This is a genomic window from Bartonella sp. CM31XJBT (genome assembly GCF_028618555.1).
Lineage (GTDB): Bacteria > Pseudomonadota > Alphaproteobacteria > Rhizobiales > Rhizobiaceae > Bartonella.
Map to the genome: position 1 here is coordinate 78732 of NZ_JAQITD010000006.1, position 15914 is coordinate 94645.

Below are 15914 nucleotides of genomic sequence, written 5' to 3' on the forward strand. Positions count from 1 at the left end.
CTATTGAAAAATCTCTTTATAAACTGACAAAGAATAAAATGCGTCACCTAAAATGATAGAAAAATCCCGCAAAAGAATACACATTTTTCATCAAAAAGTCCGTATGTTGCAATATAAGTTTATTCCTAATAGATCCCATTTCTTAAAAAACGAGCTGCGCTATACGCAAGGTAATGTTTTTATCGTTCATTTCTTGAAAGCCCCCCTACTCTCTACTCCATAAACACCCTTTGCCCTATATCTATTCTTTTGAGACAGAGAAGTATAAAGCCCCAAAGCTAAGAAAAACATTAAACATCGCAAACTTTCTAGATTATTCAAATTCTTCCCATGTTTTTCTCAAGAAAGTATCCAAGTACAACATGACGCACCTCCCCCCCTTCATTAAGAAGAAAGAGGAAGTTATTAAAATGCACAAGAATTCCTTTATTTAAGAATCGAGAAAACTGCGCAATTTTCGTGAACGGCTAGGATGTTTCAATTTACGAAGTGCCTTTGCTTCAATCTGACGAATACGCTCTCTTGTAACTGAAAATTGTTGTCCTACTTCTTCCAACGTGTGATCTGTATTCATCCCTATTCCAAAACGCATCCGCAAAACACGTTCTTCCCGCGGTGTTAATGAAGCAAGAACGCGTGTTGTCGTATCTCGCAGATTAGCTTGGATAGCTGCATCAATTGGTAATAACGCATTCCTATCCTCAATAAAATCACCCAAATGGGAATCATCTTCATCACCAACAGGCGTTTCGAGAGAAATAGGTTCTTTTGCAATTTTAAGAACTTTTCGTACTTTTTCTAACGGCATAGAAAGCTTGCTAGATAATTCTTCTGGTGTTGGTTCTCGTCCAATTTCATGGAGAATCTGACGCGAGGTACGAACGATTTTATTAATTGTTTCAATCATATGAACAGGGATACGAATTGTACGTGCCTGATCAGCAATTGAACGTGTAATAGCCTGACGAATCCACCATGTTGCATAAGTTGAAAACTTGTAGCCGCGCCGATATTCAAACTTATCCACAGCCTTCATCAAACCGATATTGCCTTCTTGAATAAGATCAAGAAACTGCAAACCACGATTAGTGTATTTTTTTGCAATTGAAATAACAAGACGCAAATTAGATTCTACCATCTCTTTTTTCGCAATAGTTGATTCGCGTTCACCTTTCTGCACCTGCATAACAATCCGACGAAATTCACCAATCGAAATAGCCGTTTCTTGCGCAAGATTTTGTATCTCACTTCGCAGTTTTTGGATTTCTTTTGCTTCACGCACCGAAAACTCTTTCCAACCAGGTGTAGGCAAAGCAGCAATATAATTCATCCAATCTGCGTCCAATTCACGCCCTTGGTATTCTTTTAAAAAGTCCTCATGGCCAATGCCATAGCTATTGGCAATCCGTTTCAGCTTACCTTCATTATGAATCAATCTCTTATTGATGTCATAAAGCTGTTCAACCAAAGCTTCAATACGATTTTGGTTTAAAGAAAGAGATTTTACTGCTTGAATCAACTCACCCTTTAATTGAATATATTTCTTCTTCTGAGAAGAAGTAAGGGCCCCCTCTTTACGCTCTGCCAAACTGCTTTCAACATGCTGATCTTGTAATTTTCGTAATTTCACATAGGTTTGAGCAATAAAATCCAATGTTTCCATAACTTGAGGACAAAGCTCATTTTCCATTGCAGCAAGCGATAAGTTAACATCGTCATCGTCTTCTTCATCATCGTCTTCAATATTTCTCTCTCCTGCGCTCTCCCCCATATTACGTATACCAGAAGACATTTTTTCTTCTACCGTCTTATCAACTTCACTTCGCTCAATAATAGGAGCCTGCTTTGCTTCTGGACCAGCATAAGTCGTTTCAAGATCAATAATTTCACGAAGAAGAATACGCTGCTCTTTTAACTCATCACGCCAGATAATAAGAGCCTGAAAAGTCAAAGGACTCTCACAAAGTCCCGCAATCATTGTCTCACGCCCTGCTTCAATACGCTTAGCAATGGCAATTTCGCCTTCCCGCGAAAGAAGCTCAACAGCTCCCATCTCACGCAAATACATACGCACCGGATCATCCGTACGATCTGTTACTTCGCGTTTATTCGTTGTCGTTGCAATTGCGTGGCTAGAGGCTTCTACTAAATCACCACCCTCTACCGTAACTTCTTCTTCATAATTTTCAGACTCAACTTCATCCTCATCATCCACAACATTAACCCCCATCTCAGAGAACATCGCCAAGATATCTTCAATTTGTTCGGATGTAACCTCGTCAGAAGGAAGAACTGCATTGAGTTCATCCATTGTTACGTAACCATTTTTTTTGGCAAGCTTAATCATTTTCTTGATGGCATCATCAGAAAAATCAAGAAGAGGACTATCCAAACTCGCTTGGCTTGTTACTTCTGCATTATCTTTCTGTTTAACCTTTGTTGCCATACCATAACTCCACTCGATCACTTCACAGTTTCCATGTAACCATAGTTTCCATGTGACCAGTTTGTTTGTTCTCACTAAAATCTACCAATAGTTACTCATATATACTTCCTTTTAAGAGATTACTATTGGAAAGAATACATTTTGTATATGCCCTGACATCCAGACAAACTCGACATCCAGACAAAAACGCGGGAAAACTCCAGAAGTTTCCCCGACACCTCTCAGCCCTTCTGAGATAATCTCTGTACCCTATCGTAAGAACCAATTTCCCGCTTTTCCTAAAATTTACCCGCTTTTTCTAAAATTTAATTGTCATCTTTATAAAAATGTCACTCCACATAAAGTTCCTCATCTAAAATTTAAGTGACTGATTCGCATTAAAAAAGCGAATCATTTTATCGTATCTTGTGTATTCCCGTCTATTTTTTCATCCAACCAACTTCCAAACCCTTCAATTAACGCTTCTGTTGCCTGCATCTGCTCCAGCTCATTTTTTACCTCACGAAGCAGATCAAAAACCTCACTCTTAGGATTTTCTACAAGTTGCTCTTCAATATCCTGTAATCTCTTATGTAGGTGGTGTTCTTGAAGATGCAAGTAGACAGCTTGTTTTAATATAGCACGTGCATCTTCTATAGGGGCTCCACCAAGGATAATACGCATACCAATATTTTGCACAAGATGTTTCATACGCTCTAACAGAGCTTTTTGTTCTCTTTTCTCTAAGAATGCAACCATCGTCTCTTTATCATGAAGCTGTTGGTCCCCAAGAATTTCCAACATAGCTTGATGAAGAGTTATCAATTGAGTATTTTTTAATTCTAACTCAGAAAGAATTTCAAAATTTTCATACCACAACTCAGGATAGTAAGCTAAAGTGAGTAAAATCACTGCTTCACGCAAAGGCATAGATTGCGAAGAATTTCGTACTATTTCAGAATTTGCTAACAGAGAAAAGGTTTGATCTTTAAAGGTCCTATTTGGTGAAGATTGATCATATCGCCCTCCCCCCTTTTTTTTCGAAAAAGAGGGACGAAAAAAATCAAAAAGGCGTTTTTTTACATCTTGCAAATAATAACGACGGACATCTTCATCCTTAATCGTAAAAATTTGTTGTTTCAGTTGTTTTTCTAGCGCTGCTCGTGTCTCTGGAATTTCAAAATGCTTTCCATAGGTAGCTCGCCACCATAAAAGCTCACTCAAAGGAATTGCCTTTTGCAAAAAAGAAGAAAAAAGCTGTGCTCCACCAGCACAAACAATTTCATCAGGATCTTTCCCTTGTGGCAACAAAACAAAGCGTACACAAACCCCAGCCTTTAAAAGAGGCAACACACGATCAGCAACACGAAAAGCAGCTTTTAAACCAGCATCATCACCATCAAAACACAAAATAGGCTCCTTCCCCATCTGCCATAAAAGCTCAATTTGCGCTTCCGTTAATGCTGTCCCTAAGGGCGCTACAACTCCTTCAAAACCAGCTTTAGTCAATGCAATGACATCCATATACCCCTCAACAACAAGGAGTGAATGAATTTTTTCATCGCCAACAAAGCGACTATTTTTGCGAGCTGCTGCCGCGTTATAAAGTATATTTCCTTTATGAAACAGCACTGTTTCAGGGCTATTGAGATATTTTGCTCGTGTCTCTTTCTCTAATGCACGCCCTCCAAAAGCCACCACACGTCCACGCAAATCTTCGATAGGAAACATAATGCGATTTCTAAATCGGTCATAAGAATCCGCGCTCTCCTCATGCACTGAGAGAAGCCCACATTCTTCCATTTGCTTTATTGAAATGCCCAGTGCACTCAAAGCTTCTTTCAAAGCTGTACGCCTTACCGGTGCAAAACCAATGCGGAAACGCTCTACAAGCTCTGGTGTAACACCACGTGCATCCAGATAACGACGTGCTTGCGTACCTTCTTTATCGCGTAAATTATATTGGAAAAAATCTGTAGCAATTTTCATCACATCATAAAGGTCAGCTTTTTCCAGTTGACGTTTATGACTTTGTGAATCCAAAATAGGGAGTTTCATTCCCGCAAAATCAGCCAAACGCTCTACACTTTCTGAAAAGTGCAGTCCATCAAGCTCACACAAAAAGGTAAAAATATCTCCACTTACACCACAACCAAAACAATAATAGCGCCCTTTATGATCATCACAATGAAAACTTGGCGTTTTCTCACCATGAAATGGACAGCAACACCAAAAGTCTCCCCGTGAAGGCTTACTTTTTCGAGGATCAAAATCCACCCGTTGCCCAATCACTGTTGAAATTGGGAGTCTCGTACGCAGTTCATTAAGGAAATCGGGCGGAAAACGCATTATCTCTCACAGAGTTTGAAATTTCTTTTTTGCATATTTAACGACTTTAGAGCATAATTCCAATACTTCCTCTTAAGCAGTTGTAAAATTTTAAACCCTCAACTGCATATATTTTTAGAAATGGAGAATAAAAGTGATCGAATTTATTGCTCAATATCCGTGGTTAGAGGCTATTTCTTGGCTTGTTATTCTTACTATAGCTGCCCTTTTAGTGAACTTTCTAGGACGAAAATTACTTATTCACGGAGCAAAAAAACTCTCTTCTTTTCTCCCCAAAAATACAACGATCGATATTAATAATGCTATTCAATACATGGCAAATATCACTTCAGCTTTTATTCTTTCAATTGGTGTTAATTTTATTCCAACATTGCCCGATGCATTTAGCACTGTCATCGGTAATGTTGCCAACGCCTTCATTATCTTTTTTGTTGTTCTGACAATTTCTTCCTGTCTCAATGTCATTAACATCCTTTACGAACAACGACCAACAGCACGACTAAAACCAATAAAAGGTTATATTCAAATTGCTAAAATTGCACTTTTTGCTGTTGCAACAATTTTAATGGTTGCTACATTGATTGACCGCTCCCCTCTTATTCTCTTCTCCGGTCTTGGTGCAATGGCCGCGGTTCTCATGTTAATTTTTCAAGATACGCTCCTTTCTCTCGTTGCCGGTATTCAAATTTCATCCACTGATATGGTTCGCGTTGGAGATTGGATTGAAATCCCCAATCTCGGTGCCGATGGTGATGTTATTGAAATTGCCTTGCATACTGTTAAAGTTCAAAATTTCGACAACACCATCACCTCAGTTCCTATCCGTAAACTTGTGACCGACCCTTTTAAAAATTGGCGTGGCATGCAAGAATCAGGTGGCAGACGCATCAAACGCTCCCTTTTTATTGATCAATCAAGTATCCATTTTCTCACAGAAGAAGAACAAAAATATCTTTCTCGATTTAATTTATTAGAAAATTATTTCACGCAAAAAGTAGCAGAAATTGATCAATGGAATGCTCAATTAGATAAAAATCATGATGTCTTAGCCAATACGCGCCGTTTAACCAACATTGGAACTTTTCGTGCTTATGTTTTTGCTTATCTACAACAACATCTAAATATCAACCCTAATATGACCTATATGGCAAGACAATTACCTCCTACAGAAAATGGTTTACCCTTAGAAATCTATTGCTTTACGAACACCACCGTTTGGATAGACTATGAACAAATTCAAGGCGATATTTTTGATCACCTTTATTCTATTCTGCCCTGTTTTGGTCTAAAGGTTTTTCAAAATCCAAGCGGTTATGATTTTAATCAAGTATTAAAAGCAAAAGTGAAATAAAAACAATAAACTTCAATTTATTAATTTTGAAGTAACCACATTCACAACAACAAAGAAAGAATAAAGTATCATGAATGGTTCATTGGTACTCCTTCATCTTGCCGGCGCTATTTCTTTACTTCTCTGGGCCACACGCATGGTGCGCACAGGAATTGAACGCGCCTATGGTGACAGACTTAAATATAAAATGTGCCACGTCATTTCAAAACCATTGTTTGCTGTAAGTTTTGGACTTTTTACAGCAATGATTTTACAAAGCTCTACAGCAATAACGCTCCTCGTTGGTTCTTTCGTTGAATCTGGTTTTGTCTCTGGAGTAGCAGGACTTATGGCTGTACGTGGAGGAGAATTAGGGTCAGCAATCGTTGTAAAAATTCTCACCTATGACCTCACTCTTGTTGTGCCCTTGTGTCTTTTAATTGGCACTTGTATCTTCATGACAACAGAAAAACGTGAATGGCGTCAAATAGGACGTATTATCATCGGTATTGGTCTTTTGATTTTATCTTTAGAGATGATAAGTACAGCGACAGAACCTTTACGTGAAAGCGAAATTTTGCCTAGCATCATTCGTTATCTTTCAACCGATCCTGTTTCCTCTTTTTTGTTGGCTGCTGGCTTAACCTACCTCTTACATTCATCCATCGCAGGAATCATTTTGCTGGTCAATTTTGCCAATTACGATCTTATTCATACGCAACTCTGTGTTGTCATGGTTCTTGGTGTTAACTTTGGCTCTTCTCTTATAGCACCACTTTTAACGCGCAACGCCTCTCCTAATACCCGCCTCGTTCCCTTAGGAAATTTACTCATGCGTGGGGCCGGTTCAATCCTTATACTTATCTTATTTCTCTCCTTTCACCCTCCCATCACATGGCTTGGCAATAACGCCCCTACTCAAGTGATCAACGCCCATATCATTTTTAATGTTTTCATTCTCCTTGCTGGAATACCACTTTCAAAATGGGTTTTAAAATTAACCACTCAGATCGTGAATATAAGTGCAAAAAAAATGCAAGCTAACAAAACGCTCAATTTATCCGATCAAACAGCTCTTGATGACAGTGTTCTTGAACGCCCAACTCTCGCTCTCTCAAATGTCATGCGTGAAGTCATTCATATTTGTGATCTTGTAGACATCATGCTAGAAAAAATCATGGGACTTTATGAAAATCCTGACCCCAATATTATTCGTGAACTCAACCAACTCAACACCATATTGGACAAAAAACATATCGCCATCAAACTTTATCTTGCACGATTAGCGGGACAAAAATTATCTGACGAAGAAGCTCTTCAAACGCAAGAACTTCTAGGCGCCTGTATAAAATTAGACCAAGCAGGCGATATCATTATTCATAATATGCTGATGCTGGTTAAAAAGAAACAACAAAAAGGTTTACAGTTCAGCAGCGAGGGCTGGAGTGATCTCCTTCGTTTCCACGCCATTGTACTAGCCAACGCGCATATAGCATTTAACGTTCTCGTCTCACGTGATACACATACTGCACACCTATTGGTACAAAAAAAAGATCAACTACGAAACTTAGAAAAAGAGATGAGTTTAAAACATTTTAAACGTCTGCGTGAAGGGGATCTCAAAAATGTAGAATCATCCAGTCTTCATCTCGACACTGTGCGCGACCTCAAACAAATCAACTCTCTTTTGACCTCAATGATCTACCCCATTTTAGAAGAACAGGGACTTCTTCAAAGTTCTCGTCTACGCACCCCTGCTGAAGAACAAACAGAAAAAACTTAAACTTTTCAAATAACTTAAATAAAACACACATCACATCGATTATTCAATTTTGAATATGGTCAAGATATTGATTTAATCAAAACATCTTATTATTTGACAATTTAAATGAGCTTTCTTCATCGTAAATTTCTTTCATTTAAAATCTATTCATGATGAATTGCTCAAAGTCATTTGCTTGCACATTACAAACAAAGCAGCATGTAGAATAGAACTCTTGAAGAAAGACATAAAAATGCCTAACCATCTCAAAGCCAAGACTGTTAAACACATAAAGAGTAGGTCAAGAGTATGATAGTTCCAACCTAAACTCGCCTTGTAAAAAGGGGATCGCTTCACAGTAGCAGCAAAACAGAAATGCTCTATAAGGAATGCAAAACCCCACAAAAATGCAATATTTATATCAAGATTTGTAGAGGTTAAACCTATACAGCCACGCTATAACGTGTCAACACAGCAGTTTTAATTTCAAACATCATTGATATCAATTGGCAAGCTCCAAACTTTTAAATATCCATTTTACTTATTGCTTTAATCACAGTTGTTTTTTTCAATTTAAGAGAGAGCTTAAAAAAGCTTATAAATACACTTTATGAGTTCTTAAAACATTTTCACTAATATTTTCTTATTTTATTCGTATTTCTCAATTAATTAATTTGTTTATAAATTAAAATGTATTATATATTTATACTTATTAAGTATTATTATGATATAAATGTGAATATTATTTTAATATAAAGGAAAGTAATAAGTAAAATCTCTAAAAGAAATATCCTTTCCACTGGGTAAAAAAGGAATAAACCTTGATTTTTACAAAGTTTACTCTAGTTACAATTTAAATTCAGGCAAAGGAGGGTATCATGGAAAATGCAAACATCGGCTGGATTGCAGCTATTGTCATTGGCGGGATTGCAGGTTGGGCTGCACAGTATATTATGAAAAGCCAAACAGGAATATTGTTAAATATTATCTTAGGGATTATTGGCGCTGCGCTAGCAAGCTTTCTTTTTAGTCTTTTAGGTGTAAGTTTTGCTGGTTGGCTTGGCTATCTTATTTCAGGTTTTATAGGAGCCTGTATTCTTATATGGATAGGACAAAAAATTCGATCATAGAGTATTTATTTTTTACACCTTTTGGGATTCAATACAAAACTAGGAAACAACTAGCAGAGTTTGAAATATTTCCTTGTAACTTGTTGTTACCAATTTTGATATGATGGTGAGATGCTTAAGCTGCGATTTTAGGCATACACCATCACCGTATTATAAAACGAAATGCAGTAAAGAACTTTATAACGCACCATTTCATACCTATATAAACTTACGCATATCAGGAGAGATATGTTGCGTTATTTTAACGAAATACGAACTGATTTTTGTACCACGTGCGCAAATCCAGCATATCTCACTGTAATAACAATTCATAAGGTTACAAAAATCACTAACGATGATTAAAAATTCTACCGTATAATGCTAATACCTATACACTCTATCAACAATACCCTTTTTACCAAGAAAACTCGAAGAGCTTTTTTGCATCTTAAGAAATAAAGAGAGACGGTAAGAACAAAATGATAAAGAATTTTTTCTAATCTATGAAAGAAAATAGTATATAAAATAAATATGAAATAATATTAATGTAACTTTATTATAGAATTAATACACATTATGTTATGTGAAGTAATTTTTAACAATTTTAATAATATAATATATTTTAAATTTTTCAAAAATATATGCATTAATATAAACTTCTTGATTATAAAGAATACGATCCCCTTTACATCTCAATTCAAAAGATTTGAATATCTCTTCACTTTCTAAAGTATAAAATAAAATTTTGTTCCTCTTAAAACTTCCTCTTTATATCATCTTGCATAGATGAATTTTTAGCTCTTCTTTATATGCGTTACAAACGAATTTTAAAGTACGAAACATTTTTCCCATTGCTCTCATGCGATAAAGAAATTTCCGTAACGCATTGTGAAAGCGCCTTGGATAAAACATAATACCTTATTTTGCTTTTTTAATGAAAATAATCCTATAATATATACTTCCCGCATATCTTCTTTTAAAGACCTTTGCAATCGACTTTCCCTTTGATATCTTCCTGTTAAAATCTTGCTGCTTTTATACTCCTTGTATTACAATAGAGCTATCTATTTAACCCAACATAACATATGGAATAAGACTTTAGCTGTGGAGTAAAACGATGTCTGATCTTGAAGATTCCATCTTACCGCCTCTAAAGTGGTTCTCTGATCAAAATCCTCCAATACCAGAAAACGTTCGCGATTGGCTCATGGAATCGGGCTCGATGACGCTTCGATTAAAGAAATATTGTACCTGCCTCCAAGTTCAACCACAACGCGAATGTTTTATTACGCGAGATAAATTAACAGAAGAAGCAGAGCATCTCCCCGAAAGTGCGCGTTATTGGCTACGCGAAATCATATTAATGGGAGATAATAAACCTTGGCTCCTTGGACGCACTGTAATTCCACAAGAAACCCTCCTACACAATCAAGCCTTGATGCATTTGGGAACTGTACCTCTAGGACATTATTTATTTAACAATGACAAATTAACCCGCGATTACATTCATATTGGTCAACAAGGTGCACTATGGGCACGCCGTTCCCGTTTGCGGTTAACGGGTAAGCCATTGTTGCTAACTGAACTATTTTTAACAGATTCACCACTGTATCCCCACAAATAGAGGTTACTCATTTTATTCTGCATAATTTATAGATTTTATATAGCTTATAAGGGATTTAATCAGAGAAAAGAATTTCAAAATTATCTCAAGAACACATTAAAAACAAAGATTTCTTTTCAAAATATCCTTTTATTTCATAAACTCAGCTTAAAAAATCTCTTCCCTAGAAAAAACGTTCTAAAATTCTGATTTTCTTATCATTAAAACCAGCACTTGAATTAAAAAGATACACGCCATATTGATAAAACCATCTATATTTAAATTTCTTACCGAATAATCACTACTCTAAATATGGTAACTCTTTATCAAACAAATGCTTTGAAACAGCAAAAAAGACAATAATACACTCCCCAAAATTGGAAATCTGTATCAATTAACTTAATCATCCTGTTTTAAAATTTTTAACAGTGCAAATAATAGATCTTTTTTAAAAAGTAAAAACTCTATAACCTTTTTGTTTTTTAATGATCTAACAGCTTTGAAGAACAGAAAAATATAATACATAAAAGAATGTTTATTGCTCTATAAGAGCCAAAAAAACTTCGTTGATTTCAAAAAAATATTTTTTTGATAATAGTATGTATATAAAAAATAAATGATATTTATCAACATCCTACTGATTTATAAAGGTGACGCACAATAAAAAATATTTTCCCATCCCATTGAATTAACAAGATCTATTGCAATTTTTTACGAAGACTATTGCACACTTTAGAAAAATTCATTTGCCCCGCATACCGTTCCTTAAGCCATGCCATCACCTTACCTATATCGCGTAATTTTTCAGCCTTTGTTTGTGCCAAAGCTTCACAAAGAACCTGTTCTACTTCCATCTCCTTAAGTTGATAGGGAAGAAATTCACGAATAACTTCTATTTCTGCTTGTCCTCTCTCTGCCAATTCCAAGCAACCAGACTCTTTATAGGCTCGCATCAATTCTTCACGCTGTTGAAGCATTTTAGTGAAAACAGACTGTATCTGCTGATCATCCACTTCTAGCTTCCCCTCATCATAATAAAGAATATCACGATCCCTAACTGCAGCATTCATTAAACGAAGTGTAGCAAGACGCGCACTATCTTGCACTTTCAAAGCAGCCCTAAGAGCCCCATCAATCTGGTTACGCAACATAAATTTATCCAATTTTGTTCAAGAAGAATATGCCTTTTAACCAATCTTTATCCATCTTGCAATGGAAGATAAAAAAATAATTAAGGACTCGATCTTCGAAAAGCTAAAACAAGACTTTACCTCTTCATGGAATGTACTTATACTGCCTATTTCAAGCGAAACGTTACCAGAATAATATACACAGCATCTGTTAAAGGTATGATTTTTGTGTAAAGTTGGTCATTATACCTTTCAGAGAATAAATTGTGGATACATACTATGATACAAGCAACTTCACCCAGCCACCCTTGGAGTATCAAAAAACCGACAGCCCTCTTAGTCTTAGCAGATGGAACCGTTATTGAAGGCAAAGGAGCAGGTGCTACAGGTATCGCTGAAGCTGAAGTGTGTTTTAACACCGCCATCACAGGCTATGAAGAAATCCTCACCGACCCATCATACACACAACAAATCGTTAATTTTACTTTTCCTCATATAGGAAATGTAGGGGCAAATAGCGAAGATATTGAAGATCTCTCTCCTCTCAATTGTCATGGTGCTGTTGGCGCTATTTTCAAAGCAGATATTACACATCCCTCAAATTATCGATCCAATGAAAATCTTCATCAATGGCTTAAAACGCGTAAAATTATTGCACTTTGTGGTATTGATACACGTGCACTCACAATTCTTATTCGTGAAAAAGGTGCACAAAATGCTGTCATTGCACATGATGCTAATGGAAACTTTGATATTCCTTCTTTAAAGAAACGTGCGCAAAAATGGCACGGTCTCGTCAATCTTGACCTTACGAAAGACGTGACATCTCAATCATCAATGCAATGGAATGAAAAACCATGGAGTTGGAATAAAGGATACGGTACAAACAATGTGCACAATCTTCATATCATTGCAATTGACTACGGTATTAAGCGCAATATTCTTCGCCTTATGGCAACACAAAAAGCCCGCATTACTGTTGTGCCTGCCCACACAACTGCAAAAGAAATTCTGGCAATGAACCCTGATGGCGTTTTTCTTTCTAATGGACCAGGAGACCCCGCAGCTACAGCTCAATATGCCATTCCAACGATTAAAACATTAATTGATCATAATTTGCCAATTTTTGGAATATGTCTTGGTCATCAACTTCTCGCTCTTACGGTTGGTGCAAAAACCGTGAAAATGCACCAAGGACATCATGGTGCCAACCACCCAGTTAAAGACCTTAACACTGGAAAAGTTGAGATTGTATCGATGAATCACGGTTTTACCGTAGATTCTTCCTCTTTACCACAACATGTTCAAGAAACACATATTTCTCTCTTTGATGGTTCAAACTGTGGTATTCGAATCATTGGAAAACCTGTTTTTTCTGTTCAATATCACCCCGAAGCTTCTCCTGGACCACAAGATAGCCACTACCTCTTTCAGCATTTTTGTGATCTCATTATGAATTATAAAAAAATATCTTAAAATAAAAAGCCTCACCTTTTAACTTCTCTCCTTTAAATTATATCATCTTCCTACGTACAATTATATTATTTTTATACCTACAACTTATTGAAGTTGTATTATTATTTATCATTCTGAAACTAAAAAGAGCGCACTGAATAACTTAAATTTTTCTCCTTCCTCTTCTCTTAAGGTCGTATCCATCAAAATCATTGGCTTCTCCCCCCAAGCAAGGTAAGTGTATCGATAAAAACTATTTTTAAAAAGAGTAAAGTGTCTAAACTTCAAATAAGCATTTGATTCACAATACAATTTTAAGCATTCTATTTTGCATGAGAAGCATAACTCCTCCTAAAGAATAAAAAAAAATTAAAGTGTGAAACAATGCAACAAATCTCTACTTTTTAAAAGATATTGCCGTAGATGGTTTTGAAAACTGTAAAGCCGAATAAAAAAGTAATAGCAAAACAGAAAACATCTTTTCAATTTTACAACTTTATATTCTTCCAAAATGAGGTTTTCTTTCGATTCCAGAAGTTATGCCAACAAATATAAGCAATATTTACTTCCAATTTGCCATATAAAATTTGGAATTGTTCATACAATACTGATACATCTAACGCAGATACGTTTTAATCTTTTGTTTTCAATATGCTGCTGCATTAGCACTGGATATTAATTTGCAAGCAATAGAAAAAATACGGAGTCCCCTATACAAACAATATCACAAAATAAAAAAAATTATTTGCACTAAATGAGAAGGATATATCGATATTTTATATAACACTTTGTTAAACAAATATCACAAAAAACTTTCTGCCTATAAAATGATACATTTTGTTTATCTTGTGCATTCTTCTAGCAAAATAGTACGTACCGGCCTCTCTCAACAAATTAACGTACCCGCAAGGCAAAAATAACTGTCGCAACGACAAGAAGAAAAAAGCCTCCAACAAAAGGAGCACCTGAAAAATAAAACAGTGCATTTTTATCTGTAAAACATTCAAAAAGAAACACATAAAAAACAGAACCAAATGTTAAACTTAATGAAATAACAGATGTCATCGCTCCTTGCAGTTCTCCTTGTACATTTGTCGGTACCTGCGCTGAAGCAATCGCACGTATAGGTGCATGAACAAGATATTCAAGCATTGTACACATACAAACCATATAAACCATCCACCCCTGCGTCGCGAATGTATAGCCCAGCATAGCAACGGAGGCAAACAAAAGCCCCACTATAACAATATGCCAATCACTCCATCGTTTAGAAAAATAAGGCAAAAAGAGAGCGACTACAATAAATTGGCCTATCCCAAAAACACTATAGGAGAGTCCAATAGAAAAAGAACTCCAATCATAGCGTTCTTTTGCAATGAACGCCCAAATGCTTAACCATACAGATTCCGCAAACCAATAAAGAAAAAAGACCAATAACACCCAAAGAACCATCGGATATTGTTTCAGGTGCCAAAAAGCACCTAAGGGATTTGCCCGCTTAATATCAAAAAAGCGCCTATTCCATAAAGAAAGGGTTTCTGGAAGCATAACCCAAGAAAAAATAAAATTAATGAGTGAAAAACCAACAGCAAAATAAAACGGAATACGCGGACCAAACTGACCTAAAAAACCACCAATAAACGATCCTAAAATAAACCCCAATGCGGATGCAATGCCTAACAGACCAAAATTGCGTGTACGGGTTTTATCATCAGATATATCCGCAAGATAAGCTGTACAAGTTGCAAAACTAGCGCCACTTATCCCTGACAAAAGACGCCCGATAAATAACATAGAATAGCTCCATGCTATAGCACATATGAGATTATCAAGAGCAAAGCAGATAATAGAGAGAAGCAAAATAGGACGACGACCATAACGATCAGAGAGATTGCCAATAACAGGAGCAAACAAAAACTGCATCACTGAATAAGCTGCAAGTAATTTTCCTCTTTCTACAAAAGATGTACTAACCTCTTTTCCAGTTAATTGAGAAAAATATTCAGGCAAAACAGGACAAATGATCGCAATACAAAGAATATCTAACAATAAAGTGATGAACACTAAAATGAGCCCACGCTGAACAAATTTCGGATTGAGCATTTGGTCTTGCATAACATACACACTATTTTACGCATACAATGACTCCCCCGCTATCTTTTAACTCCCTTTTCCTTTTAAAAGTATTCTATACCGTATACTTTTCACATATGAAATAATAACAAAGTAAAAATTTAAGTAAGAGTCAAGATAAAACTGTAAAATTACGTTTTAATTGGTGTATCTTTAGTTGCTATCTCATTGTCAAAGAATAAAAATTTTTTTTGCATTATACGAACAAAATATTTGTGCGACAAACTCATGAACAAAATTTCATGAAACACAGAGTATTTCCAATAGTTTTAGAGACATTACGATGAATTTTATCAGACATCATTTTCCCCTCTCATCCCACCGTTTTCAGGAATCTCAATTCCATTGGATACGTTAGATATCCTATAGTAATTGAAACCTTTTAAAAGATAAGCTCTTAAAAAATTTTCTTACCCTCAGAATATGCTATAAAGTTAAAGCAGCAACACCAGAATAGCTTAACAACGTAAAAAGCTCATCATATTTTTAAAAATATTTATTTGACAATAATTTTGATTAAAAAATAAGTATATTATAGAGAAAAATCCTTTAATTCTATAATCTTAGAAAAGATTCATATCGTTTGCAATTTGTGTAACCTTAAAAACCATGATTTTA

General features: G+C 35.9%; 9 protein-coding genes. 5 read left to right on the forward strand and 4 right to left on the reverse strand.

What is annotated here, in order from left to right:
* Positions 1 to 430 precede the first annotated feature (430 nt).
* Complete coding sequence (gene rpoD / locus PVV63_RS04275) at positions 431 to 2446, reverse strand: RNA polymerase sigma factor RpoD (protein WP_273790804.1); 2016 nt, start codon at positions 2444 to 2446, stop codon at positions 431 to 433.
* Between the two features lie 390 nt (positions 2447 to 2836).
* Positions 2837 to 4774: a DNA primase gene (dnaG, locus tag PVV63_RS04280; RefSeq protein ID WP_273790805.1), complete on the reverse strand. Its 1938-nt coding sequence runs from the start codon at positions 4772 to 4774 to the stop codon at positions 2837 to 2839.
* A 133-nt stretch (positions 4775 to 4907) separates the two neighbouring features.
* Here dnaG and PVV63_RS04285 point away from each other — a divergent pair, with 133 nt between their 5' ends.
* From PVV63_RS04285 to ubiC, 4 genes are all read left to right on the forward strand, one after another.
* On the forward strand, positions 4908 to 6125 hold the full coding sequence (locus tag PVV63_RS04285) for a mechanosensitive ion channel family protein (protein ID WP_273790806.1): 1218 nt from the start codon (positions 4908 to 4910) through the stop codon (positions 6123 to 6125).
* Between the two features lie 70 nt (positions 6126 to 6195).
* Positions 6196 to 7887, forward strand: a complete 1692-nt coding sequence (locus PVV63_RS04290; protein ID WP_273790807.1) for a Na/Pi cotransporter family protein — start codon at positions 6196 to 6198, stop codon at positions 7885 to 7887.
* Between the two features lie 857 nt (positions 7888 to 8744).
* Positions 8745 to 8996, forward strand: a complete 252-nt coding sequence (locus PVV63_RS04295; RefSeq protein WP_273790808.1) for a GlsB/YeaQ/YmgE family stress response membrane protein — start codon at positions 8745 to 8747, stop codon at positions 8994 to 8996.
* A gap of 1096 nt (positions 8997 to 10092) precedes the next feature.
* A complete protein-coding gene (ubiC, locus tag PVV63_RS04300; protein ID WP_273790809.1) occupies positions 10093 to 10599 on the forward strand; it encodes a chorismate lyase in 507 nt (168 codons plus the stop codon).
* A 677-nt stretch (positions 10600 to 11276) separates the two neighbouring features.
* Here ubiC and PVV63_RS04305 read toward each other — a convergent pair.
* On the reverse strand, positions 11277 to 11729 hold the full coding sequence (locus PVV63_RS04305; protein WP_273790810.1) for a GatB/YqeY domain-containing protein: 453 nt from the start codon (positions 11727 to 11729) through the stop codon (positions 11277 to 11279).
* Between the two features lie 258 nt (positions 11730 to 11987).
* Here PVV63_RS04305 and carA point away from each other — a divergent pair, with 258 nt between their 5' ends.
* Positions 11988 to 13184: a glutamine-hydrolyzing carbamoyl-phosphate synthase small subunit gene (gene carA / locus PVV63_RS04310; protein WP_273790811.1), complete on the forward strand. Its 1197-nt coding sequence runs from the start codon at positions 11988 to 11990 to the stop codon at positions 13182 to 13184.
* A gap of 873 nt (positions 13185 to 14057) precedes the next feature.
* On the opposite strand, the gene PVV63_RS04315 is transcribed toward carA, so the two are convergent.
* On the reverse strand, positions 14058 to 15278 hold the full coding sequence (locus tag PVV63_RS04315) for an MFS transporter (protein WP_273790812.1): 1221 nt from the start codon (positions 15276 to 15278) through the stop codon (positions 14058 to 14060).
* Positions 15279 to 15914 lie beyond the last annotated feature (636 nt).

Bases quoted from the DNA above. Each gene is read 5' to 3' on its own strand.
- PVV63_RS04315 (WP_273790812.1), bottom strand. From the start codon at position 15,278: ATGCAAGACCAAATGCTCAATCCGAAATTTGTTCAGCGTGGGCTCATT.
- PVV63_RS04295 (WP_273790808.1), top strand. From the start codon at position 8,745: ATGGAAAATGCAAACATCGGCTGGATTGCAGCTATTGTCATTGGCGGG.
- PVV63_RS04290 (WP_273790807.1), top strand. From the start codon at position 6,196: ATGAATGGTTCATTGGTACTCCTTCATCTTGCCGGCGCTATTTCTTTA.
- ubiC (WP_273790809.1), top strand. From the start codon at position 10,093: ATGTCTGATCTTGAAGATTCCATCTTACCGCCTCTAAAGTGGTTCTCT.
- PVV63_RS04305 (WP_273790810.1), bottom strand. From the start codon at position 11,729: ATGTTGCGTAACCAGATTGATGGGGCTCTTAGGGCTGCTTTGAAAGTG.
- dnaG (WP_273790805.1), bottom strand. From the start codon at position 4,774: ATGCGTTTTCCGCCCGATTTCCTTAATGAACTGCGTACGAGACTCCCA.
- carA (WP_273790811.1), top strand. From the start codon at position 11,988: ATGATACAAGCAACTTCACCCAGCCACCCTTGGAGTATCAAAAAACCG.
- rpoD (WP_273790804.1), bottom strand. From the start codon at position 2,446: ATGGCAACAAAGGTTAAACAGAAAGATAATGCAGAAGTAACAAGCCAA.